This window comes from Thermogemmatispora onikobensis, assembly GCF_001748285.1.
Classification (GTDB): Bacteria; Chloroflexota; Ktedonobacteria; order Ktedonobacterales; family Ktedonobacteraceae; genus Thermogemmatispora; species Thermogemmatispora onikobensis.
This window is the reverse complement of sequence record NZ_BDGT01000001.1, coordinates 52,893-73,504: the sequence shown is the minus strand read 5'-3', so window position 1 is coordinate 73,504 and position 20,612 is coordinate 52,893. Positions and strand designations below refer to the sequence as shown.

The window sequence follows — 20,612 nt, the reverse complement described above, 5'->3', positions numbered from 1 at the left end:
CAGATGGCCAATGCACGCACGCACGCACGAGGCTGTCAGCAACCTATCAGGAGTCGGTTGACGAGTTGGTAGGTCCGGTTCCGTAGCTGCCGACTGGACTGGCTGGCCTCGGATCGACAAGCCTGAGCATCGAGGTCAGGGTCAGCCCATAGATCGAAGGGGCAAGTCTACGGCTCAGCTGGCCGGATGCTCCTCCGGTCTGGCGCAGCCTCAACGCGGCACACCGGGCTGGGTGGAGCCGAGGCGCAGCGGCCAGGTCCATACTCAGGCAGGGACGAAGGGACTGGCTGCCGTGAGCTGCTCCTGACACTGCAACGCCAGCAGCTCGCGACAGCGGTCCCTTCTCTCTCGTACCTGGGGTAGCTCCTCTGCGGGGAGGGCTTCCTGCTCCGCAGTGCTTGCCTCTAGAGATTGGGATGGCGCTCTAGATACTGGAGCACAGCAGGTCGCTCATCAGGACGCAGCGGACGGAAGGCACTGCCATCGTTAATGAAGACCAGGCGCGTGCTCTGGAAATGCACCAGCATATCCGGCCTGTGATCGCCATTGACGTCGGCAAAACTGAGGGTCACTGGTACCAGGTCGGCATCTGGGTCATAGAGCTGGGGACCGCCATAGATGCGGGCATGCGCCGGATCACCTCCTGGCAGCTCAATGATCTCGATGTGCCCATTCAGATTGAGTGCGATAAAGTGGCTTGGAACCCCCGCTGTCTCATTGTGTCCCACAAACGCATCGATCTGGAAGGTCCGCGGGCGACCGTAGCGCAGGTCATCCAGCGTCGTCTGGCCCCAGGAGACCAGCGGCAGTAACACGCACCAGAGGAGGAGCATGCAGAGCATCCCCAATCCAAGATAGAGCAAGGGGTGGGCCTGCAGCCAGCCGCGCCGCGGCTGCCGCCCGGCGGTAGTCTTCCCTTCCTGGGCCGGCGCAGGGCCTGCCACTGGACCACGCTGCCCGGCAGGAGTCCCTGTCGTGGTAGCGGCATCCCCTGTGGAGGCTGCTCGCGATCCGCTCATGGTCCGGCCTGGCCCCTTGAGCGAGCGCTTCGGCCCAGCTCGGTTGTCTCCCTCACCCCCGACCCGTTTCCACTCCGCTACCTCTTCGGACGCTACATCGGCCAGCGTCGGACGTGGACGCGAGGCGCGCTGTGCCACTGGCCCCCCGGCTCCCGTGGCTCCCGCCGCTCGCTCCGATCCGCTTTCCGATTGCAGAGGACGATGACGCAGGGCACTCTTGGGAGTGAGCCTGTCAGTTGCTTCAAGTACAGGCATAGCCTGGTTCTCCTTTCGTCTCGTCAAGCGTCAGTCTCTCAGACAAGCCCGCACTGCCAGGGGCAGTGCCTCAGAAATAGCGACAGCGGTCGGAGCACCTTCTTCAGCTTCCACCGGTCGGCTCTTCTCTTCTTCTCTTGCCAGGGTAACATAGAACATAAGTTCTAGTCAAGGGGACGAGAAAAGCTTCCTATAAGCGATCATCAGGAGAAACAAGGACGCTGGTGCTGTATCCGTCTCACCGATTTGGGTAGTAGAGCAAGGGCATGCGCTCGCGGCGAGCTGATCGAGGCGAGAAGCTACCGCCACTGAAGCGCTGCCATCGGAAGCAACCACATTATGGATGGACGAAGCGAAGCTCAAGGCACGAGACAGACACTCGCGCAGCGAGCAGCGCTGAACCCTCCGGCCTGGCCAGCCGTGGCTTCTCTCTCACTCCGGTGGGGGAAGCCCGGCTCCCTTCGCTGAGGATAGTGTAGCATCCCCCCCTGCTTTTCGCCAGGGGCCTATAAGCAACTTTCCGGGGGGTGGGCCGGAGGACCCGAGAGCGCCTGGCGAGCCGAATCATCTGCCCTCAGAGCAACGCTTCCCTGGCCAGAACGGCTTGCAGATCAGCGGGCAGCGGGGCCTCTAGCTTCAGCGTCACCCCGGTCATTGGATGGGGCAGGATAAGCTGCGCGGCATGGAGGAACTGGCGCGTCAGACCCGGCAAGCGGTGGCCGCTGCGCCCGTAGACCGGGTCACCCGCCACAGGGTAGCCAATAGCCTTCAGGTGCACGCGAATCTGATGCGTGCGGCCCGTCTCCGGCTCGACCGATAAGAGCGTATGCTGCGCGAAACGACGCACAACCCGGAAATGGGTTCGTGCCTCGCGGCTGTGATGGGCCGTCACCGTCATCAACTGGCGATTGCGCGGGTCGCGTCCAATGGGGGCCTCGATGGTGCCCTGGTCAAGTGGCACCTGGCCCACCACCAGGGCCAGATAGCGCTTGTGGATCTGGCGCCGTTGCATCATTTCGGCCAGGACTGTCAGCGCCTGTTGGTGCTTGGCCACCAGCAGCAGGCCCGAAGTATCCTTATCCAGGCGATGGACCAGGCCAGGACGCTCCCCACTGCCAACCTCGCGTAGCTGAGGGCGGTAGGCCAGCAACGCATTGACCAGCGTATCCTCTTCATGCCCAGGAGCAGGATGCACCACCATGCCAGCAGCCTTATTGACCACCAGCAGGTCCTCGTCTTCATAGAGGATCTCCAACGGCAAGGCCCGCGGCGCCACCTCCGTCACACGCTGGGGCAGTTGCCAGAGCACCTCGACCACATCTCCGACCCGTAGCCCATAGCCCGCCTTCTCGCGCTCCCCGTTGACGAGTACCGCTCCCTCGTCGATGAGACGCTGCACTGTTGTCCGCGAGAGCGGAGCCAGCTGTTGTTGCACAAAGCGATCGAGACGCTGGCCGGCCTCTTCGGGGCCGACCTCGTACCTGCGCACTTCATGGCGAGACGCTGCTGACATGGCTTCTTGCTGTGACTGGGGATGAGAGAAGGTGGATTCAGTAGCTGACATGCTCCTTCCTCTGCTCTCTCCACGTTGAGCATTCAACAAAGACATCGCTTTAGGAGTGAGAATTAGCCGGGGGTTGCCCCGGACCCAGCGTCGGCGAGGTCGCTGTCTGCTCCGCTTGAACGCTGTCGATCTCCGTCTCTGCCCTCCTCTGCCGCCCCGCAGCCAGCTCACCGGAAGCGGGGCCAGAGGCCCGCGGTAACACGCCTGTCACCATCAGCAAGAGCAGCAGGATGACCCCCACCGTGATGGCTGCATCGGCCAGGTTAAAGACCGCGAACCGGAAGCCGATCTGAGGAATGCGGAAGAGAATAAAGTCAACCACGTAGCCACCATGCCGCACACGATCAATGAGGTTGCCAACTGCCCCACCAATGATCAGGCCGAAGACCAGCTTGTAGCTCAGCGGCCCCGAGTTCAAGCCACGCAGATAGAGCGTGATGACAACCGCTACGGCCACAGCAATTAGGCCCGCCAGCACCACGCTGTTGGCAAACAGCCCGAAGGCCGCTCCGCTATTGCGAGTATAATAGAGGGAGAGATAGTCGCCCAGCAGCGGAACCACCCGTCCGCTATCGGGAGGACTCAGATAGCTGACCACCAGCGCCTTGGTCCACTGGTCCAGGCCAACAACGAGGGCCATCACCAGCAGGGCTAGCAGATCATAGAGACGTGCGCGACGCGCGCTCACTGCTCTTCGTTCTTCCTTTCTTTCTCTCGTTCGCTCCAACCTTTTTGTCAGGCCCCTGACGCTTTAGAGAAACTGCACTCGTCCGCCTCTGCTCGGGCGCGTGTTTCTGCACCACCAGTCTTCCTTTGGACACACGTTCGTAAGGGCTCTTGTATTGTAGCCGATTTTTTCGGACTTGAAAAGGAGCGGCCCGCAAGCAGGCTCGCAGCCGTTCTGCCAGGACCGCTCCTTGCCTGCCACGCCACCAGGCTGCTGGCAAGACGTGGAATCGTCAGAGCATCGTGCAGCTCTGGCCTTCTCCTCTCGCCCCGCAAGCGGGTGGAATCTACTGAGCCGAGGCTATGGGGCCTGAGAGGCCAGGACGTTGCTGCTGCGCTGTCCCGAGGCTAGCCCCCCGCGAAGCTCTCGCGACCAGCCTGGCGTTGAGCCTCGCACTGCACATCCCGCGCCGCCCATGGAATGGCCTCCAGGCGTTTCTCTGGAATGGGACGCCCGCAGCTCACACATCGCCCGTAGGTCCCCTCTTCAATGCGGGCCAGTGCCGCCTCGACCTCCGCCAGCAGGGCCTGTTCGTTTTCGAGGATCGACTGCTCCTGCTGATAGGTCTGTATCTCGGTTGCCGAGTCCTCATTATCCTGGGGCAGTAGCTCCACCGGGGCCGGAGGAGCAGTCAACCGGGCGATATCCGCCCGCAGCTCGTCACGCTTTGCCTCCAGCAATGCTTTCATTTTTGCCAGGTCGATGCTCATGACTTGGCCTCCTTTGTGATCATGCCATGCTCCTGAAAACCAGCCACCGACCCCCTCCCCCATCACAGGCTCGCCAATCAGACAGGGCAAGCTCTTCCGCGTTCGCTCACGCGCTCGTGACCCTGCTCTTCCTTCCCGCTGCTCTTCCTTTCCCACTGCTCTGCAGAGCGGCGCTCACCTCCGCTCGCTTCATCTGGTTGATGAGTGGCCAGCTTCTCAGGAGAGACAGGCGAGTCTTTCTGTCGCCCTTTGCTCGCTTGCCTCTCAGTTCGGCGGTCTCTCTCCCTGTACAGGAAGCTCAGACTGGCAGGGAGGGAGAGCGGCGAGGTCCCTCGCACCTCACGCGCTCCGCCCACAGCAGTGGCACACGCGCCGGCCCGCACAGAGGTTGCTGCATCCGAATCACTCACATGTCCTCAAATTGTACATCAAATCCCGGGGAAGACAAGTCGTTCTCCCCTCCCTGGCCTCCGCGCCTTGTTTGCCGTTCCCCAGCCAGGCCCCCAGCCCAGAGTCCCAACAAGAGGGAAAGAAGGGAGGCCCTCTCTTGCCTTCTGTGTTATGCTAGAATTGTTCTCTGTGCTCTGGATAGGAAGAGCCACCACCACCACTAACAAGCAGCATTGACCCGGAACCAATCTCGCGCCTGGATGGAATGCAAGGCCATGTCAACAGTCTCTGAGGATGGAGCGAACGCCCAGCAGCCGACCAACGGTCAGTCAGTCCCCTCGCTCTTCAGTGAGTTCGATCTCTACCTATTTGGGCAGGGTCGGGAGTATCGTCTCTACGACAAGATGGGCGCCCACCCACGTGTGGTCAATGGGGTCAGCGGGGTGCACTTTGCGACCTGGGCCCCCAATGCCGAGGCGGTCTCGGTCATCGGCGACTTCAACGGCTGGAACCGCTTCGCTCACCCAATGCAGCTCCGTCACCGCGAGCTGGGCGTCTGGGAGTGCTTTGTCCCCGGTGTGCAGGCGGGTGCGCTCTACAAATACGCGATTGTTTCGCGGGTGGACCACCAGGTGCTGGAAAAGGCCGATCCTTACGCCTTTGCCGCTGAGCTGCGCCCTGCGACCGCCAGCATGGTCACCGATCTGCATCGCTATCGCTGGCACGATGAGGAGTGGATACTCCAGCGAGCCGCGCGCCAGCGCCTCTCCGCCCCCCTCTCGATCTATGAGGTGCATCTCGGCTCCTGGCGCCACGTCCCCGAGCGCCATCGCCCCGGCGCCGTTGAGGAGGATCGCTTTTTGACCTACCGCGAGCTGGCACATGCCCTGGCTGCCTACGTCAAGGATCTGGGCTTCACCCATATCGAGCTGCTCCCAATCGCGGAGCATCCGTTTGATGGCTCGTGGGGCTACCAGGTAACTGGCTACTACGCTCCCACCAGTCGCTACGGCAGCCCGGAGGATTTCCAGTACTTTGTCGATTATCTCCATCAGCAAGGTATTGGCGTCATCCTCGATTGGGTGCCGTCCCACTTCCCCAGGGATGCCCACGGCTTGCGCCTCTTCGATGGTACCCCCCTCTACGAGTACGCTGACCCCCGCAAGGGAGAACATCGCGAGTGGGGCACGCTGGTCTTCAACTACGGTCGCAGTGAGGTGCGCAATTTTTTGATCGCCAATGCGCTCTTTTGGCTACGCGAGTACCATATCGATGGGCTGCGCGTCGATGCTGTGGCCTCCATGCTCTATCTGGACTATATGCGCGGCCCCGGCGAGTGGGTCCCAAATCGCTACGGCGGACGCGAACATCTGGAGGCCATCGAGTTCTTGCGCCAACTCAATGAGGCCGTCTACGCCGAGGAGCTGGGCGCTCTGACCATCGCCGAGGAGTCTACTGCCTGGCCGCTGGTTTCACGCCCCACCTATGTCGGAGGGCTGGGCTTCAGCATGAAGTGGAATATGGGCTGGATGCATGATATGCTTGAATATATGCGTCTTGATCCTATCTATCGCCGCTATCATCACAATAATATTACGTTCTCTCTGACATACGCTTTCTCCGAGAACTTCGTGCTGCCCCTCTCTCACGATGAGGTGGTCCATATGAAGGGGTCGCTGTTGACCAAGATGCCAGGCGACCTCTGGCAACGTTTCGCCAACCTGCGCGCCTTCTTGGGCTACATGTGGGGGCACCCGGGCAAGAAACTGCTCTTCATGGGCGGCGAGTTCGGCCAGTGGCGCGAGTGGAACTATCGTGAGAGCCTCGACTGGCACCTGCTGGAACCACCCAGCGATCCGCACCATGCCCAGCTGCGCGACTTTGTGCGCGACCTGAATCGCCTCTATCTGCAGGAGCCAGCCTTGAGCAGCCTGGACTGCGAGCCGGAGGGCTTTGCCTGGATCGATTGCCACGATAGCGAGAACAGCGTCATTTCTTTCCAACGCCGCAGCGGGCGCCCAGAGGAAACGCTCATCTTTATCTGTAACTTTACACCGGTGCCGCGCTTCGGCTACCGCGTTGGGGCCCCGTTGGCCGGCGAGTACTATGAGGCACTCAATAGCGATGAGCTGCGCTACGGTGGCAGTGGCCTCGGCAATCCTCAGCCGCTGCCCAGTGTCCCCATCGCCTGGCAGTCCTGCCCGCAGTCCATCGTGCTGACGTTGCCGCCGCTCTCCACCATTGTCTTAAAGTGGCGCCCTTTCGGCTCGCCCTCCGCTGTGACTGCGGCAGACGCCGGCCAGCCCGACCACCCTCCAGAGCATTAAGCAGAGGGACCGCACTATTCGTGAGGAAGAAGGACGATGAGATGAGTCGCAATCATAATCATTCACCGTCGCAGCACCAGTCGCCAAAAGGGAACCAGTTTAACCAGCGGAACCGCAAAGCGGCGGAGCGCTTTGGCTCGTTCCAGAGCAAGCGCCGGCCCATGACCGAGGATGAGCGCCTGCTGACGCGCCCAACCCGTCCGCTGGTGAGTCCTTCGGAGCCACCTCCGAGCGAGCAGATCCAGGCCGATGAGCACGCCCTGGAGCGCGCGCTCCACTTTGACTTTACCATCACTGACCCCTGGCGCGTCTTTCGCATTATGAGCGAGTTTGTCAACGGCTTCGATGCGCTGGCCCATATTCCGCCAGCTGTGGCTATCTTCGGCTCGGCCCGCACGCGGCCCAATGATCCCGCCTACGCCGCCGCTGTGGAGACCGCGCGCCTGCTGGCACAGGCTGGCTTCGCGATTATCACCGGGGGTGGGCCAGGCATCATGGAGGCCGCCAACAAGGGGGCTCAGGAGGGAGGCAATCTCTCCATCGGCTGCAATATCGAACTCCCTTTCGAGCAGGCCTCCAATCCTTACCTGGATATCTCCATCGACTTCCGCTACTTTATGGTCCGCAAGACCATGTTCGTGAAGTACTCCAACGCCTTTGTCATCTTCCCGGGCGGCTTTGGAACAATGGATGAGCTGTTCGAGGCCCTGACACTGATACAGACGCGCAAGGTCAGCCATTTCCCGGTGATTCTCTATGACTCTCGCTACTGGGGTGGCTTACTGCACTGGCTGCACCACACGATGCTGGCCGAGGGCAAGATCTCCCCAGGCGATGCCAAGCTGTTGTGCGTCTCGGATGATCCCCGGGAAATCTGCCGCCTGGTGCGCGAGGCCTACGAGACCTACCGTCAGGAGCGCGAGGACCCGAATCGCGAGAAGTCGATTCGCTGAGTCCTCCTTCGCTCCCGGCGGCCATTCCTCCTCACCTCGCCGTTCCCGATGCGCCCTAGCCCTCGGGGACCCGACCGACAGCCAGGTCTCGCGGGTCCTCCCCTCGACCTGGCTGACTGCAGCCTCCAGTCGTCATGTCGGCGGGCGCTCCCCCTGGTTGTGGGGAGGAGCTGCCAGCATGGCGACGGAGCTCCTCGTAATGAAGAAGGCCCACTCCAAGCATGACAAGCAGCCCGCCGACCAACTGATCAAGGGTCAAGGCTTCGCCAAGCCAGAGGTAGGCGATGGCGCTGCCGGCTACCAGCTCCAGCATCGCTGCGATGCCCACCCTGGCCGCGTCCAGGTAGCGCAGGGCCGCCAGCTCGCCCAGGAACGGCAGCGCCATGCCCAGGATTCCAACCGCCGCCAGCGCCGGCCATAGGCCCGGCTGCAGGCTGGCCGGCGGGATGCGCCAGGGCGGCTGCACAAACAGCCAGAAGAGGGCGGCAACAATCGCCCCCCAGGTCGTGGCGCTCAGGGCCGGCAGCTCACGCCCGACACGTCGCCCCAACAGCAGGTAGGCGGCAAAGGAGAGGATCGAGAGCACCGCATAGAGCAGCCCCAGGGCATCCAGGCGCAGGAACCGCTGCTGCCAGGCTCCCGTCACCAGCACCAGGCCGCTTCCCGCCAGGAGCAAAGCCCCCAGAACCGGCAGGGCCGGCCAGCGGCGTCGCCAGAGCGCCTCGCCAAGTACCAGCCAGGCCGGTGTGCTGAACTGGATCACCAGGGCAATGGCCACCGGCAAGCGGCTAATAGCCATGAAGTAGCTATAGGCCACCAGCGCCATCGCCAGGCCCAAAGCCAGCAGCCAGCCCCAACTTCGGCGCGGTGGCAGCACTTTTCCGCGCTGAACCACTCCCAGTAAAACCAGCAGGCATGCCCCCCCAATGAGCATGCGCCATTCCACCAGCGTCAGCGGCGTCAACGCGCTTTCATCGAACAGCTTGCGCGCCAGGTTCCCATTGAGACCAAAGAGGAGCGAGGCCAACCCAACCAGCAGATAGCCCCGGAGGCGCCCGCGCCCCTCACCCTTCATGTCCAACACTCGATCATCCTTTCTCAGCCAGAGCAGCTCTATTGCTGCAACCCAGATGTCCCCCGCGTCGCCCGCGCTCGGCACCCGGAGTCCGGGGCGGGTTGCTCTGCACTGCAGCAGCTCCCATCTCTCTCCTGTCAGCACTCGTCTCATAGTGGCCACCATTGACGGTGCCAACGCCGGGCCTGCTCCAGAGCCTGGCGCGTCGCGCGCGTAAAGATAGTCGCGCTGCGCTCCAGCTCCCAGGCACCGGCATAGAGATCGACTATGCCAAGGTCGATACCGAGCAAAGCCTCAACGATCGCCGCGGTACAGTAGGGAACGTAGGCGCGACTGTATCCCCCCTCTTGTAGAGCCACCAGGCGACCCTCGCAGACCTCGTCGGCCAGGGCGACCACCAGCTCGGCCAGGCGCCGATAGCCGGCCCGAGTGAGCATCATCTGCGCTAGCGGATCAAGCCAGCTTGCATCTTGCCCTGCCGAGACAAGGATGAGCTGCGGGCGATAGCGCAGGCCGATCGGGAGCACCAGCTGCTCGAAGGCTGCAATGTAGCCACGGTCACCCGTCCCCGGTGGCAGAGGAATATTGACGGTATAGCCAACGCCCGCGCCCGCGCCGACTTGCTCTAGCTCACCCGAGTGACGGGGATACCAGTTGTGCTGGTGCAGGGAAAGAAAGAGGACTCCCGGGTCCAGGTAGAAAGCCTGCTGGGTCCCATTGCCGTGGTGGACATCCCAGTCGATAATCAGAATGCGCTCCAGCCCATATGTGTGGCGCGCATACTCGGCAGCAATGACCGCGTTATTGAAGATGCAATAACCCAGGGCCCGCTCGCGCTCGGCATGGTGACCGGGAGGTCGCAGGAGGGCATAGGCGTTACGCACCTCGCCACGCATCACAGCCTCCACTGCCTGACAGGCCCCGCCGGCAGCCCATACCGCGGCCTCCAGGGAGCTGGCGCTCACTGGTGTGTCCTCATCGATTTCGCCCCAGTCTCCTTGCCGTGGACCACCCGCCGCATGGGCTTGCAGACCATTGAGATAGGGGCGCGTGTGATAGACAAGCAATTCTTCCTCACGGGCTGGCCGTGCTTCCAGACGTCGCATGCGCCCCAGCAGCCCGGAACGCTCCAAGAATTGCCAGGTGCGCCTGGTAATGGCCAGATCCGAAGGATGCGGCTCAGGGTCCAGCTCAAAGCTCCCCTCACGCATCTGCACAATCGTTTCAACCCCGGCGTCGTGGGCCAGAAAGCGCTCGTCAAAGAGGAGACCACTGGTCGAGTTCGCCGCAGGCATCCGTTCACTCCATCTTTCAGATCAGAAGGCTCGCCCACCGGCTGCTTCAGGAACAGTCGAGCAACCGGCTGCGACTGGGACAACAAGAAAAAGGGAATATCTCTAGCATAGCACGTTCAGGTTACCTCAGCACCAGCCAATGCGCACGTATCTCGATGCGTTGGCCGTGCCAGGCGGTCCGGCAGCTACGCGAGATGACCCGGCGCCGCGGCCGCTGGAATAGGGCCAGTATCTCATATGGCACACTGCTGCCAGGAAGAAGTTCATCGGTAAGAAAAAGGGGAGAAGGGCGTTTGTCTCTCCAGGAGAACCTTGGAGGACGTGGCAACTCCTTTACTCCTGGCGGTCACTGTACGCTTGCTTGTCTCTCCCAGCCAGCGAGCTAGCCATTGTAGTGTGTGTTCATGACAGTGGCGCGACGGGAGTGTTATAATGCAGCGGGGCCTCATGGAGCGCCGCCTCTCCCTTATTCTTAGCCGAGCGATAACTGGAGGAAGAGAGAGCATTTATGATGATCGAAACCATCCCGCCGGGGACGATCATGCGTGGCCAGTACCGCATTGAGCGGGCCCTGGGCAGCGGCGGCTTCGGCCATGTCTACCTGGCAGTGGACCTGCGCAGCAATCAACCTTGTGCGGTGAAAGAATATCTGGTCACCGGTGCCAGTGGCCAGGCTCAGCTCCAGCATGAGGCGCGCGTGCTCAGCCGCCTCCACCATCCCCATTTGCCCAGCTTTATCGACGCCTTCAGCGAGCGCGGGCGCTACTATGTCGTGCTGAGCTATATCGAAGGGCGCGACCTGACCGAACAGCTGCGTCTGGCTCGCCAGCGCGATGAGGCTATTCCTTTACCTGTGATTCTGGGCTGGTTGCTAGCGGTCTGCGATGCCGTCCAGTTTCTCCACAGTCAGCAGCCGCCGGTGATCCATCGCGATATCAAGCCCGACAATATCCGCATTACCTCCGACGGGACGGCCTATCTGGTCGACCTGGGCAATGCGAAGGCGGTGGCCGACGGAGCACGTACGCTCTTCTTCGCCCGCCATCAAGGCACGCCCGGCTATGCTCCGCCCGAACAGTATCCCGGTGGGAGCGGCACCGACCCCCGCTCCGATGTCTACGCTCTGGGTGGAACACTCTATTTCGCCTTAACGATGCAAGAGCCAGCCAGCGTTTCGGCCCGCAATCAGGCACTCCAGCAGGGACATTCTGGCCTGCCTTCGCTGCAGGAGCAGCTGGCCCGTCTCCTGGCCGAAGAAAAGGCTGGCAAATCTTTCCGCTTCGAGGCCGCGCGCCCCTCGCGAGGGGCACGCATGCCGCGTCATGTGGCCCAGCTCGCCGTGCTCCCTCCAGAGATTCTGCAGCGGCTCAATGCCATTATCCAGCGAGCTATGGCGCTCAAGCCCGCAGAACGCTACCAGTCGGTGGCAGAGCTGAAGGCCGAGCTGAGACAGGTCCAGGAGCAGCTGCAACGAGCGCGTCAGGAGCCTCCCGCTCCCACCGCGGAGAGAGGGCGCGCAGTCGATCCTCATAAAACGCAGCCAGACCTGCCTCAACTCTACGAGGACCTGCATCAGGCCCGTACCAGCACACCCGGCGTGAGCTGTCCAGTCTGCCAGATGCCTCTGACCTCTTCGCAGCCAGGCTGCCCCCGCTGCGGCTGGGTCAATCCCCAGGCCGCAGGTGGTTCGACTCGTTCGCCGCGCGTTGGCAGTCCAACCAGTCAGGAACAACCACAGCGTCTGGTGCTGCCTTCAACCCGCGTTCAGGCCGCTTCCTCGGCTGCCCCCGTCGTCAGCGACGTCAGCGGTCAGGCGGGGTCAATACGCTCACGGCGCAGAGCAGCCGCCATCTCCACCGCCCCTGCTCCCCACACGGCCCACTCTCAAGGGTGGCCACTCTCCCTCTCCGAGAAGGGCCTGAGCCTGCGCACGGCAATCCTATTGACAGCCATTGCTCTGGCGGTACTGCTCCTGGTCTTCGTCTTCCTCTTCCTGATAGCCTCTGCCCACAGCGCCGGCAGCCTCCCGCTCCCCCTGCCCGGCGCCCTCCTCCTCTTACCACTCCAGCTCCCCCTTCCTCTGCGCGGCTGACGATCTCTGCCTCATCACACACCAGGTTCCCCATTCACTTTGCCCACCACTCCTTGCCCACTACCTCCACCTCCCCTCTACAACGTGCCCACACTGCATGTCCTCCGGCTCTCGCTCCTCGCCGGAGCATGAGTTTTGTCTTTGCACTATAGATCGATTTCTGATATTGTTACGGTACCGGTACCGTAACAACGTAGAGAAGAATGTCGGTAAGAAATTCAGGTGAGTAATCAACCATTTAGGAATTCCATGACTACTGATATTGTATACTTAGCTCAACATCACTGGCAGCGTTTGACGTCATGACTCATGACCGCGTGTGGTCCTGCAAGCGAACCCGCAAGCAGCAGAGAGAGGCGCGACGGAGCCGAGCGCAAGAGAGGAGGCCAGGAAGATGCCGAGATGGATCAGTAACACACCGATTTCCCTACGGCTCTTTGCCACTTTTGCCTGGGCAACCATCATCCCTTTTATTGCTATTGTCTTCCTCAGCAGTATCTACTTCCATGCCCTGGAGTCGGGAAGACAAGCTGTCTTGATCAGTAACCAGACCATCAAGATCACCACCACCGAGCTGGCGCGTCTGCAGAGCATGCATGCTCTGCTTGTGGCCCTCCTACCGAGCGTCACCACCAATAGCACCAGCGATGCCACCGTGACGCGCGCTGAAGAAGATGTTATTCTTCAGGTGCTCAGCATCGAAGGGAGCTTTGATGTTGACAGTGTGGCCTATCAGGAACAGTACCAGCTCGCCACCGCCCCGGCGATGGCCGACATTCGGCAGATTCTGCTCGATAATGATCCACATACCCCCATTATTCGCGAGCAACAGCAGCTGCTGGACCTTATTTTGGAGCATCAATGGCCGCAGTACAAGGCCGCGCAGGACGACCTTTTGATCGGCCTCGACACGCGCATGCCCCTGGCCCAAGCCGCCCAGCTCCTGCAGAAGGCTGATCAGCTCTACACCCCGCTCTTAGCAAGCTGGCAACGTATTGTAGACATTGCCGAGCGAGTTAACACCGAGGTCGTGCGCGTTGGCCCTTCGCAGACCGTTCCCATGTTGATTGGAACGGTGACCGCCATCCCCCTGTCCATGCTCTTTGTCTTCACCATTGGCTACCTTGTCAATCTGACGATCAGCCGCCCGCTGCGCCAGCTCATCCAGCTGACCCGACGCATCAGTGCCGGCGATACGCTGGCGCGTGCCAGGCTAAGCGGGCGCGACGAGATCGCCCGCGTGGCCGCCTCGATGAATACGATGCTCGACACCATTGTCCAACTGATGGAAAACACCCAGCAGCAGCGCGATCTTCTACAGACGCGCATCGGTAACCTGGCAGGCGAAGTGAAGGGAGTTGGCGAGGGTGATCTGCGCATCCGCGCCGATGTGACTGGCGATGTGCTGGGCGTGCTCGCCTCCTCTTTCAATTACATGATCAGCGAGCTGGAGGGGCTGGTGATTCGCATCAAGCAGGTGGCCCGTGAGGTAGAGACCTCAACCCGCCTCACGCTGGAGCAGATGACCCACCTCAGCCAGATCAGCGAATTCCAGATTCAGCAGATCACTGAGGCGGCAGGCGGCGTGGAGCAGATGGCCCTGGCCAGCCAGGAGGTGGCGCAGCATGCCCAGATTCTGGAAGGCATTGCCCAGGACACGCAGCGCAGCGCTACTGGTGGGCATCAGGCCACCTGGGACGCCATTAATCGCCTCGGGCATATTCACGCTCATGTGCAGGCGACGACGCAGCGCGTGCGCAGCCTCGGCGAGCGTTCACAGGAGATTAACGATATCGTAGAGGTCATTTTCAGCCTGGCCTATCAGACTCATCGCCTCGCTCTCGATTCGGCTATCCAGGCGGCAATGGCCGGCGAGGGGCGCAAAGAGTTCGGCGCGGTTGCCGTACGCATTCGGCGCCTGGCTGAGCAGGCCAAGCTGGAGGCCAATAACATCGCCCGCATTGTGCGCAGCGCTCAGGAGGATATCGCCGAGGCCGCGACTTCTATGGAGCGCACCCAGCGCGAGACCACTCTGGAAAGCAAGGTCTCTCAAGATGTTGAGCGAACCCTGGAGGGCATTTTTGCCACTGTTGAGCGCCAGGCCCGCGATATCGCCGATATCACCAGCCTCGTGACCAGACAGATGGAGCTGGCCACGGCGGCTGTCCAGATTATGCAGTATGTGGCCGATCTGACGCAGACGAACAAGGCTCGGCTGGGTGAGGCCACTCATCATATGCAGCGCCTGGCCTCATTAGTTGAGCATCTACGAGTCTCTGTCGATGCCTTCAAGGTCTCACGTGAGCAGTCAGCTGCAGCTGCTCCGAGCTCGGTCGCAAGCGAGCGTCGCAGTCTGACAACGACGGGTTCGATCTCCCCGCTTGGCTCAGGCACACGACCTGTCAGCGCCCCGCTTGGTCAGTCCCAGCCCGGGCTGCTCCATCTCCCGCCCCAGACCCCTCTGCCTCCCGGCGGAGCGGTGACTCCCCTGCCACCAACGGGGCTCGCAGGGTCCAGCCCTCAGACTCCTTTGCCCTCTTCACCGCTGTGGGTCCCGCAACAGCCGCAAGCTCCCGATGGCGAGCCCTATCAGTAGGATCTGATGTCAAGGAGGATGCACCATGTCCATCGCTGTCCCTGCTCATGCTCGCCCTGCCCACCAGTCTCATCGCTCCACGCTCTCGCCCAGGGGTGGCTCCTCGCCTGGTTCCAGCCCGCGCTGGGGGAGACAACACCGCGAGAGGTCCCAGCATCCACAGGCCCTATGGCTCTTGATGCTGGCTGTGGCCCTGTTGCTGGTAATGACAGCCTGTATACCTGGCAGTATGCCCGGGAGTAGCGCGCAGCCAGGTTCGCAGATCAAGTATGGGGGAGCTTTGACCATTGTGCCCGGCCCCTATGGACGCTTCCAGCGCTTCTTCAACCCCTTTGCTGCCGACAATTCGACACTCAGTGGCACCAAAGGGATGATCTATGAGACCTTGCTCTTCTTTAATCAGGAGACCGGGCAGGTGAAGCCCTGGTTGGCAACCGGCTTCTCCTGGTCCAGCGACCTCAAGACGCTGACCTTCCAGTTGCGTCGCGGGGTCGAGTGGAGCGACGGCCAGCCTTTGACCAGCGACGATGTGGTCTTTACGCTGAATCTGCTCCATCGTTTCCCTGCCCTCGATCTCCATAGCATCTGGACAACCGTCAAGGAGGTGACGGCCCCCGATCCCTCTCGTGTGGTCGTGACCTTCAAGCAGCCATCGTTCCCGGAGGAGTGGTACATCGGGGGCCAGACCTACATCGTGCCGCGCCATATTTGGGAGCGCTTCAAAGATCCCGTCCATGAGGCCAATCCCAATCCAGTCGGCACTGGTCCTTTCATGCTGAAGTCGTTTGATCCCACACTCTATATCCTGGAGCGTAATCCGCACTACTGGCAGCCCGGCAAGCCCTATATCAGCCAGCTGCGTTATCCGGCTTATGTCTCCAACGCCAGCGCCGACCTGCTCCTGGCCCAGGGTTCTATTGACTGGACCGGCCTTTTTAGCTCGAATCTGCAGAGCTTTGTGGGACGCGATCCCACTCACAATCGCTACTGGCTGCCCCCTATCGCCATCGTTATGCTCTATCTCAATACGGCTCGCTATCCCTTCAATCTCCTCCCTGTGCGCCAGGCCATCAGTCTGGCAATCGACCGTGAGCGCCTCTCCAAAGAGGGAGAGAATGGCTACGAGCCACCGCCTCATCCAACGGGCATTGTTCTGCCCGCCTACCGCTCCTTCCTGGCTCCGCAGTATCGCTCGCTCTCGTTCCAGGTCGATCGAGCCCGCGCCATCCGCTTACTGGAAGGGGCTGGCTTTGTGCGGGGAAGCGATGGCATCTTTGTAGATCGCGAGGGCCGGCAGCTGGCTTTCAGCATGGAGGTCGTCTCTGGCTGGACCGACTGGGAGAAGGACTGCAAGTTGATGGCCCAGGATCTGGCTGCGATCGGCATCTCGGTCACTGTCAAGGCCCTCTCGCTCAATACCTATATCTCGGATCTGCAGCTGGGTTCCTTTGAGAGTGCGATCTCCTGGACCAACAGCGGCCCCTCTCCTTACTACCTGTACGATGCGCTGCTCGATAGCGCTAACACGGCACCGATCGGAAAGTCCGCCCCCTCGAACTGGGAGCGCTGGAGCGATCCCACAACCGATCACCTGCTGGCTCAGTATGCTCACTCAACCGACCCCGCTGTGCAGCAGCAGGCTCTCAATGGATTGCAGCGCATTATGGTGGAGCAGTTGCCCTCGATTCCCTTGCTCTACAGCGTCAACTGGTACGAGTATACAACGGCCCGCTTTGTGGGATGGCCCGATGAGCACAACCCCTACGCCGTGCCTTCCCCCTACAGCTATCCCGATAATGAGCAAGTGGCGCTCACCTTGCATCATGTCTGAGTGGTCCGAGTGGCCCACCTGTCCAACCAATCTCATTCCAGGTCCCTGTGTTGAGGACGAAGCAATGCCGCAAAGCAAGAAGGGAATGTGAGCATGATGGTTCCGATGAGATGGATCTCGCAGGCGCCCATTGTGCGGCGCCTCTTCCTGGCAGCCATGTTGGTGGCGGTCATCCCGGGCATCATCCTCTGGCTGCTCGGACGTGCCTATATCGATGCGCTCAATGGCCGCAGCGAGGCGGTCCAGGTCAGCACTGACGCCGTCCATGTTGCCACCACGCAGCTGGCAACTTTACAGCATATGCACGCCGACCTGATCGCATTGCAGGCCCAGACTTTCGTGTCAACGACGATCGCCGGAGCCCCCAATACGGATCTGTCCGCCCTGCGCCAGCGCCTGACTACCGAGATCAAGACCCTGGAGTCGACCTTTGCTCAGGGCCTGACAAGCTACCAGCAGCATTATCTGCTGGCCACTTCGCCGCAGATGACCCCTATCCGCGCCCTGCTCGAGAGCGAGAGCAGTACCCGCGGCCTGGCCAGCGATCAACAGCAGACGCTGCAGCGCATCTTGTCAGGTGAGTGGGAGCACTACCTGCAGGCGCAAGATCGCGAGCTGGCTGCGTTGCAGTCTTCGAGCAAGACCAGTCAGACAACTCAGCTGCTGCAGCAGGCCAATAGCACTTATACCCCTCTGGAAAATGATTGGAAGCATCTTGTCGACCTCACGGAAACCGTAGGTGACAAGGTCGTCGAGGTGACTGGACCCCAGGCTACGCAGACGGCGATTGAGATCGTGCTGGCCGCCATCCTGATTATCGCGGTCGTCTTGCTGGTCGGGACCTTTGTCTACTGGACGATCGCGCGCCCCCTGGGTCAGCTGGCTCGCCTGACCCGCCGTATCGCCCGCGGTGACACCAGTGTTCGAGCCTCGGTTTCGGGCCGTGATGAGATCGCCCTGGTGGCGCGCTCCCTCAATAGTATGCTTGACCATATGGTGCGCCTGATCCAGGAGATTCAAGCTCAGCGCAACGCCCTGCAGAAGCAGATTGAGGCCCTGGTGGGCGATGTCAGCGGGGTCAGCCAGGGCAACTTGAGCGGTCGCGCTCGAATGACCGGCGGGACGCTGCAGATTATTGCCAATGCCTTTAATTATATGCTGGCCGAGTTGAGCAGCCTGGTCATGCGTGTCAAAGGAGCGGCGCGCGAGGTGGCCATCTCGACGACCGTTGTGGTCGATGCCCTGGCGCGCCTGGTGGAAACAGGTGATCAGCAACTGCAGCAGATCGCCCGCGCGAGCCGCGAGATCGAGCATATGGCCTCCTCCAGCCGCCATATCGCTGATCGCGCTCATATGCTTCAAACGAGTACCCATGAGTCGCTCCAGCATGTGCGCCAGGGTCGACAGGCTGTTCAGCAAGTGCTTGAGGGGCTGAAGCGCATCTATGAGAATGTGCAGGCCACTGCCACCAAGGTTGAAAAGCTCGATGAGCATTCGCGTGCCATTAATAGCACCGTCGAGGTGATCTCGGCCATTGTTGAGCAGACGAACCGTCTGGCCCAGGATGCAGCAGCGTTGGTCGCCTACGAAGGGGAGTCCGTGCGTGGCTTCGGGGCCGTCGCGGCAGATATCCAACGCCTGGCCGAGCGCGCCAATAGCCAGGCGCGCTCGATCGTCCACATCGTCGAAGGGGTACGACAGGATATCAGCACCGTGACCAGTTCAATGCGCACGACAGAACAAGAAAGCGCCTTTGGGGCAGAGCGTGCTCAGGAGGCTGGCTCTGCACTGGAGACAATTTCGGCAGCGGTCGAATTGCAGGCACGCGAGATTGAGCGCATTACGGATATGGCGGCCCGGCAACTGCAGGCGTTCACGTCGATTGTGCAGATTATGCAGCGCCTCTCTCAGGCAACGCGCCAGATGAATGTGAATACGCGCCAGGCTTCGCAGCATGTGGAGGCGCTGGCGCAGCGGGTCGAGTACCTGCGCCGCTCGGTTGAGGTCTTCCGTCTGCGCGAGGGCAGCACTGCCTGAGCAAGGCCAGTAGCCAGCCCATGTCTGCAGGAGACAGGTCGGATCATCTTGCGCGACAGAACGCAGGCCAGGGCAGGACCAGTAGGGAGGGGAGGTTGCGACCCCTGCTCCTCTGGTCCTGCGATTTGTTGCGGCCCGCCCGCTGAGTGCATTCAGGAGGCAACGTCTGGAGAGGGCAGGTAGTCGAACCAGTCGAAGTCGGCGACGGCGGTATCCGTCCCTCCGTTGGTCGTCGCATAGAGGGCGAAGTAGACACCAGTGAAGCCGCCGGCGACCTCTGAAGCCAGATAGCGGCTCTCGCCCCGGGCCAGCTCGCGTGCTGCTCCCTCGCCCAGGGAGTATGAGAAACGATAGTGGGAGGAAGCGCGAAACGCCGGCTGTGTCGGCTGAATGGCCTCAACGCTCAAGAAGATCGATCCGGCTTCCACCTGCTCGCGGGCGACGATAGCCGTCAGGCCCCCAAGGCGCTGGCGGACGATGACCCAGCGCTCCCCGTTCTGGCAGACGACGGCGATCTCATAGTGGTGCTCGCGGTTCATCCAGACAGTCAAGCCGGCCTCATGTCCCTCTCGCTGGGGGGCAAATTCGAGCCGGGTGGAGGCGGTGCACTGCCCGTGCTCTTGCCGCCTCCCCATGAAGGCCACCCCAAAGCCTCGATCCAACGTGGCAGCATTTCCGAGCAGGCGCAAGAAGCCAGGACGAGCGGTCAGCGACCAACTGCCGGGCGGAGGCCAGCGCAGGAAGTTCCACTCAAGGCCGGGCGAGGGCTGGTCAAAGTCATCGCGTGTGGGGGAAGCAGGCCAGGGCGCCGCGGGCAGCTGTGGCCCGTCGAGGGTGAGCCTGATCTGCCCCTTCTCACCGACGTGGGGCCAGCCGTCGCTGTCCCAGACCACTGGGGCGAGGAAGGTTTCTCGCCCCAGATGATGGAGTCCGGTGAAGGGCTGCGGCCTCACTCCAAGACAGACGAGCCACCAACTGCCATCTTGGGCCTGCACCAGGTCGGCATGGCCGGTCGCCTGAATCGGGCTGAGCAGGCTGCGATGACTCAAGATGGGATTGTGGGGACAGGCTTCCCACGGTCCCCACGGGGTTGGGCCACGGGCCAGCGTCTCCATGTGACCGTAGGAGGTGCCTCCTTCGGCAATCATCAGGTAATAGCGACCTGCGATCTTGTACAGATGCGGCCCTTCAGGATAGGCGCCCCCAGTGCCCCGCCAGAGGAGACGCGGCTCCGTCAAGAGCTTGCCTGTCGCCGGATCGAGCTCGCTCTGCTGAATCGCCTGCTCCTCACTCTCAGCGGTGCTTGTCAGATAGACACGGCCATCGTCGTCAAAGAAGAGCGATGGGTCGATCCCCCCTTGCTCAAGCCAGATTGGATCGGACCAGGGACCGCGCGGGTCGCGGGCAGTGACATAGAAGCTGCAACGCCCGCTTCTCTCTTCATACAGGTCCATGTTCGTGGTGACCAGGTAGAAGATGCCCTGGTGGAAGCGGATGGTAGGGGCAAAGATCCCTAGCGACGGCTCGCTCCGCGGCAGGGGAAGCTGCTCAGGGCGGGTAAGGCAGTAGCCAATGCACTGCCAGTGGACCAGGTCGCGGCTGTGAAAAACCGGTACGCCAGGAACATATTCGAAGGAGCTGGTCACCAGGTAGTAGTCGTCACCGACGCGGCAGATGCTGGGATCGGGGTGGAAACCGGGAATGATCGGATTTTGCACCTGCATCGTCTACCTCGCCTTCC

General features: G+C 61.7%; 13 protein-coding genes. 6 read left to right on the top strand and 7 right to left on the bottom strand.

Features of this window, described 5'->3' with window-relative positions:
- Positions 1-404: 404 nt before the first annotated feature.
- From BGC09_RS00250 to BGC09_RS00235, 4 genes are all read right to left on the bottom strand, one after another.
- On the bottom strand, positions 405-1,274 hold the full coding sequence (locus BGC09_RS00250; protein ID WP_069801191.1) for an FG-GAP repeat domain-containing protein: 870 nt from the start codon (positions 1,272-1,274) through the stop codon (positions 405-407).
- Positions 1,275-1,848: 574 nt separating this feature from the next.
- Positions 1,849-2,787, bottom strand: a complete 939-nt coding sequence (locus tag BGC09_RS00245) for an RluA family pseudouridine synthase (protein WP_069801330.1) — start codon at positions 2,785-2,787, stop codon at positions 1,849-1,851.
- Between the two features lie 100 nt (positions 2,788-2,887).
- Positions 2,888-3,526 (bottom strand): signal peptidase II, encoded by a 639-nt coding sequence (lspA, locus tag BGC09_RS00240; protein WP_069801190.1) that lies wholly within the window; start codon positions 3,524-3,526, stop codon positions 2,888-2,890.
- Between the two features lie 386 nt (positions 3,527-3,912).
- The gene (locus BGC09_RS00235) at positions 3,913-4,275 is read right to left on the bottom strand and encodes a TraR/DksA family transcriptional regulator (protein ID WP_069801189.1); all 363 of its coding nucleotides are present in this window, start codon (positions 4,273-4,275) and stop codon (positions 3,913-3,915) included.
- A gap of 665 nt (positions 4,276-4,940) precedes the next feature.
- On the opposite strand from BGC09_RS00235, the gene glgB reads away from it, so the two are divergent.
- Together glgB and BGC09_RS00225 are read left to right on the top strand one after the other, a co-directional pair.
- Positions 4,941-6,992 (top strand): 1,4-alpha-glucan branching protein GlgB, encoded by a 2,052-nt coding sequence (glgB, locus tag BGC09_RS00230; protein ID WP_218103907.1) that lies wholly within the window; start codon positions 4,941-4,943, stop codon positions 6,990-6,992.
- A 161-nt stretch (positions 6,993-7,153) separates the two neighbouring features.
- On the top strand, positions 7,154-7,945 hold the full coding sequence (locus BGC09_RS00225; RefSeq protein ID WP_439959660.1) for an LOG family protein: 792 nt from the start codon (positions 7,154-7,156) through the stop codon (positions 7,943-7,945).
- Positions 7,946-8,000: 55 nt separating this feature from the next.
- Here the strand turns inward: BGC09_RS00225 and BGC09_RS00220 are convergent, their stop codons facing one another.
- Together BGC09_RS00220 and BGC09_RS00215 are read right to left on the bottom strand one after the other, a co-directional pair.
- A complete protein-coding gene (locus BGC09_RS00220) occupies positions 8,001-9,020 on the bottom strand; it encodes an EamA family transporter (RefSeq protein ID WP_069801188.1) in 1,020 nt (339 codons plus the stop codon).
- A gap of 149 nt (positions 9,021-9,169) precedes the next feature.
- The gene (locus BGC09_RS00215) at positions 9,170-10,315 is read right to left on the bottom strand and encodes a class II histone deacetylase (RefSeq protein ID WP_069801187.1); all 1,146 of its coding nucleotides are present in this window, start codon (positions 10,313-10,315) and stop codon (positions 9,170-9,172) included.
- A 508-nt stretch (positions 10,316-10,823) separates the two neighbouring features.
- On the opposite strand from BGC09_RS00215, the gene BGC09_RS00210 reads away from it, so the two are divergent.
- The 4 genes from BGC09_RS00210 (at position 10,824) to BGC09_RS00195 (ending at position 18,871) form a co-directional block, all read left to right on the top strand.
- Positions 10,824-12,407: a serine/threonine protein kinase gene (locus BGC09_RS00210; RefSeq protein ID WP_069801186.1), complete on the top strand. Its 1,584-nt coding sequence runs from the start codon at positions 10,824-10,826 to the stop codon at positions 12,405-12,407.
- Positions 12,408-12,801: 394 nt separating this feature from the next.
- Complete coding sequence (locus BGC09_RS00205) at positions 12,802-15,003, top strand: methyl-accepting chemotaxis protein (protein ID WP_069801185.1); 2,202 nt, start codon at positions 12,802-12,804, stop codon at positions 15,001-15,003.
- A gap of 25 nt (positions 15,004-15,028) precedes the next feature.
- Positions 15,029-16,834 (top strand): ABC transporter substrate-binding protein, encoded by a 1,806-nt coding sequence (locus BGC09_RS00200; RefSeq protein ID WP_084657768.1) that lies wholly within the window; start codon positions 15,029-15,031, stop codon positions 16,832-16,834.
- Positions 16,835-16,927: 93 nt separating this feature from the next.
- Complete coding sequence (locus BGC09_RS00195; protein ID WP_069801183.1) at positions 16,928-18,871, top strand: methyl-accepting chemotaxis protein; 1,944 nt, start codon at positions 16,928-16,930, stop codon at positions 18,869-18,871.
- Positions 18,872-19,023: 152 nt separating this feature from the next.
- Here BGC09_RS00195 and BGC09_RS00190 read toward each other — a convergent pair whose 3' ends face one another.
- A complete protein-coding gene (locus BGC09_RS00190) occupies positions 19,024-20,595 on the bottom strand; it encodes a glycoside hydrolase family 43 protein (protein ID WP_069801182.1) in 1,572 nt (523 codons plus the stop codon).
- Positions 20,596-20,612: the final 17 nt, after the last annotated feature.

What these genes read in the sequence shown, in the direction of transcription:
- BGC09_RS00250 (WP_069801191.1), bottom strand. Translation starts at nt 1,274, where the DNA reads ATGCCTGTACTTGAAGCAACTGACAGGCTCACTCCCAAGAGTGCCCTG.
- BGC09_RS00245 (WP_069801330.1), bottom strand. Translation starts at nt 2,787, where the DNA reads ATGTCAGCAGCGTCTCGCCATGAAGTGCGCAGGTACGAGGTCGGCCCC.
- BGC09_RS00235 (WP_069801189.1), bottom strand. Translation starts at nt 4,275, where the DNA reads ATGAGCATCGACCTGGCAAAAATGAAAGCATTGCTGGAGGCAAAGCGT.
- glgB (WP_218103907.1), top strand. Translation starts at nt 4,941, where the DNA reads ATGTCAACAGTCTCTGAGGATGGAGCGAACGCCCAGCAGCCGACCAAC.
- BGC09_RS00225 (WP_439959660.1), top strand. Translation starts at nt 7,154, where the DNA reads ATGACCGAGGATGAGCGCCTGCTGACGCGCCCAACCCGTCCGCTGGTG.
- BGC09_RS00220 (WP_069801188.1), bottom strand. Translation starts at nt 9,020, where the DNA reads ATGAAGGGTGAGGGGCGCGGGCGCCTCCGGGGCTATCTGCTGGTTGGG.
- BGC09_RS00215 (WP_069801187.1), bottom strand. Translation starts at nt 10,315, where the DNA reads ATGCCTGCGGCGAACTCGACCAGTGGTCTCCTCTTTGACGAGCGCTTT.
- BGC09_RS00210 (WP_069801186.1), top strand. Translation starts at nt 10,824, where the DNA reads ATGATGATCGAAACCATCCCGCCGGGGACGATCATGCGTGGCCAGTAC.
- BGC09_RS00205 (WP_069801185.1), top strand. Translation starts at nt 12,802, where the DNA reads ATGCCGAGATGGATCAGTAACACACCGATTTCCCTACGGCTCTTTGCC.
- BGC09_RS00200 (WP_084657768.1), top strand. Translation starts at nt 15,029, where the DNA reads ATGTCCATCGCTGTCCCTGCTCATGCTCGCCCTGCCCACCAGTCTCAT.
- BGC09_RS00195 (WP_069801183.1), top strand. Translation starts at nt 16,928, where the DNA reads ATGATGGTTCCGATGAGATGGATCTCGCAGGCGCCCATTGTGCGGCGC.
- BGC09_RS00190 (WP_069801182.1), bottom strand. Translation starts at nt 20,595, where the DNA reads ATGCAGGTGCAAAATCCGATCATTCCCGGTTTCCACCCCGATCCCAGC.